We start from the raw sequence: 2,797 nt of genomic DNA on the forward strand, positions 1-2,797 counted from the left end.
GTTCTTACACCGTTTCTAGGCACGTCGAGCCGGCTGGCAAAGCCGAATCTTTCGCCAGAGGCCAGCGAACGGCCGGATGTCCCCAACGTATAGCGGGTGATGTGCCCGTCATTGCCGGTCACCCGGATTTCAAGCGGCGGCAGCTGCGCCGGTTTGGCGCCGTCATTGGCGGCCTCGCCATCGACGAACAGCGCAGGGTTCGGTCCGGAAGCATCGACGCGTGACGTGACGCCCGAAATGCTGAGCGCCGACGCTTGCGCGCTGGACAGGAACGGCACCTGGCGCACCAGCGCGTGCCCGCCGGAAACCCAGAAGGCGGCCAAGGCAGCGCCGATGCCGGCGATCCAGAAGATCGGCCCGCCGCGCGAGGCTGGTAGCCGCTCCGGCGGGGCTTCGGGCTTGCGCAGCATGTCCATGCCTTCGATGGGTGGCATGACGATCGCACGCGGCAGCGGCGAAACGCTTTCCACGGCAGGTGCAAGGCGCGGCATCACCACGTAATCGGCATCGACGATGTCGGCGGCCGAACCGCGCATGAACCGGTCCGTCGCGGCAATTGCCGCCGGATCGGTCATGATTTCGCCGGAAACCGGGCGCGCGGTTCGATCGTCAGCCATCATGGCCCCAGCATTGCAGCACGTGTTCGCTTTTCGTTTCTTTTGCGTAAACACAAATGGTTAACGCTTCCCCACCGGAGCCCTCGTGACGAGTCGAAAGAGCCTAGGAATTAACCGCCGGTTAACCATGCCGGCCGATGGTCTTTACCCAGAACAGGCCGGCTCACTGCCGTGCCGAATTTCAGGTCGTCGAAATTGATTCGCTTCGAAAATGTCGGCCTCCGCTATGGCATGGGTCCGGAAATCCTCCGCGACATCTCCCTGCACATTCCGGAGCGCTCCTTCCAGTTCCTCAGCGGGCCTTCGGGCGCCGGCAAGACGACCTTGCTGCGCCTGCTGTTCATGTCGCTGAAGCCGACGCGCGGGCTGATCACCATCTTCGGCAAGGATCGCTCCCGCATTTCCCGCACCGAGCTGCCGCATCTCAGACGCCGGATCGGCGTGGTGTTCCAGGATTTTCGGCTGCTCGACCACATGACCACCTATGAGAACGTCGCGCTGCCGCTGCGCGTGCGCGGGCGCGAGGAGGCGAGCTACCGCACCGATGTCACCGAGCTGTTGAAGTGGGTCGGGCTGGGCGAACGCATGCATGTGCTGCCGCCGGTTCTGTCCGGTGGCGAGAAGCAGCGCGCCGCGATCGCGCGGGCGCTGATCGAGCAGCCGGAAATCCTGCTCGCCGACGAACCGACCGGCAATGTCGATCCGCCGCTGGCGCGACGCCTGCTGCGGCTGTTCATCGAACTCAACCGTCTCGGCACCGCCGTGGTGATCGCCACCCACGACCTCGGCTTGATGGAGCAGGTCGACGCGCGCCGCATGATCCTGGCCGGGGGAAGGCTGGACATCTATGACTGAACTGTCCGCCGAACATTTTGTGGAAAGGGAGCAGGACGCCGAGGCGACCGAAGCAAAGCCGCGCGCCCAGCGCAGGATGGCGCCGATCGTGCCGGCGCAGAACATCGCCGGCCGGGCGCTGGTGCTGGTCATCGCCATCATGACCTTCCTGTCCTGCCTGACTTTCGGCGCGGTGACGCTGGTGCGCGACACAGCGTCCGTCTGGGAGAACCAGATTTCACGTGAGGCAACGATCCAGATCAAGCCGGTCGACGGCCTCGACATGGAAGCAGCCCTTACCCAGGCCTCGCAGATCGCCGGCGAATTCCCCGGCGTCAAGGCGACCCGGATCATCGACCGCGAGGCGACCGCGCGGCTCCTTGAGCCCTGGCTGGGCTCGGGCCTCAACATCGACGAATTGCCGGTGCCGCGACTGATCATCGTCACCATCGACGAGAACAGCCCGCCCGATTTCGCCGCCATACGCGCCGCGATCACCCCGAAACTGCCGAGCGCATCGCTCGACGATCACCGCACCTGGGTCGACCGGCTGGTGGCGATGGCCCGCACCACGGTGACCATCGGCATCGCCGTGCTGGCGCTGATGCTGTCGGCGACGGTGCTGACGGTGGTGTTCGCGACGCGCGGCGCCATGGCCGGCAACGGTCACATCATCGAGGTGCTGCATTTCGTCGGCGCCGAGGCACGCTTTATCGCGCGCGAATTCCGCCGGCATTTCCTGGTCACCGGCATGAAGGGAGCGGCGGCCGGCGGTGCTGCGGCAGTGCTCGTGTTCATCGTCTTTTCCTGGTGGTCGTCGCGCAATATGGCGACGCCGCAGGCCGACCAGGCGACCGCCCTGTTCGGCAATTTCGCCATCGGTTCGGCAGGCTATCTCGGTGTCGTCTTGATGGTGCTGGTGATCGGCGGACTGACGGCGGCAACCTCGCACGCCACCGTCGTTGCCTATCTCAGCGACATCGATGTCCGCCAACCGGATGCAGGCTAATTCATGTCCCCCAAAAGTGGGAACGGGTTTTGGGATAACGACATGGATAAAACACGGTGATCACGAATAGAGAATTCGCGTAACGCAAAGTGCGTCTTTTACCTACCCAAGGCCGCATTTCAGGATTAACCATATGGCGATGGACGCGCGGGATTCGACCGGTACGGCTGGGCAGATGCCAGTGGTGGTTGCACGTTCGCATGACCGCCGCGCTGTGAGCCGTCTAAGAGCCACGCTGCGCCTGTCCGCCCTCTCCGTCCTCATCCTTGCAACTTTGTTTGCCGGCGGTTTCGGTTGGTTCGCCAACAAGGTCAGTCACCTTACCACCCCCCCCCAT

The 2,797-nt window shown here is 64.2% G+C and carries 3 protein-coding genes and 1 pseudogene; 3 read left to right on the forward strand and 1 reads right to left on the reverse strand.

Features of this window, described 5'->3' with window-relative positions; translation table 11 throughout:
* Positions 1-620 (reverse strand): hypothetical protein (locus EN932_RS33060; protein ID WP_128369401.1); only part of this gene is annotated, 620 nt, incomplete at its 3' end.
* A gap of 192 nt (positions 621-812) precedes the next feature.
* Between EN932_RS33060 and ftsE the strand changes: the two genes are divergently transcribed.
* The 3 genes and pseudogenes from ftsE to EN932_RS33075 all read left to right on the forward strand — a co-directional run.
* Complete coding sequence (ftsE, locus tag EN932_RS33065) at positions 813-1,472, forward strand: cell division ATP-binding protein FtsE (protein ID WP_010911739.1); 660 nt, start codon at positions 813-815, stop codon at positions 1,470-1,472.
* Entirely contained in the window at positions 1,465-2,460 is a 996-nt protein-coding gene (locus tag EN932_RS33070; RefSeq protein ID WP_013529399.1) for an ABC transporter permease, read from the forward strand. Before ftsE ends, EN932_RS33070 begins: the two co-directional genes overlap by 8 nt.
* 133 nt (positions 2,461-2,593) lie before the next feature.
* Positions 2,594-2,797: pseudogene (locus tag EN932_RS33075) on the forward strand (YdcF family protein); the annotation flags it as partial.

The sequence above is a fragment of the Mesorhizobium sp. M7A.F.Ca.US.002.01.1.1 genome, from assembly GCF_004022955.1.
Taxonomy (GTDB): domain Bacteria; phylum Pseudomonadota; class Alphaproteobacteria; order Rhizobiales; family Rhizobiaceae; genus Mesorhizobium; species Mesorhizobium ciceri.

Excerpts from the sequence above, each read along its gene's own strand:
- EN932_RS33070 (WP_013529399.1), top strand. The coding sequence starts at position 1,465 with ATGACTGAACTGTCCGCCGAACATTTTGTGGAAAGGGAGCAGGACGCC.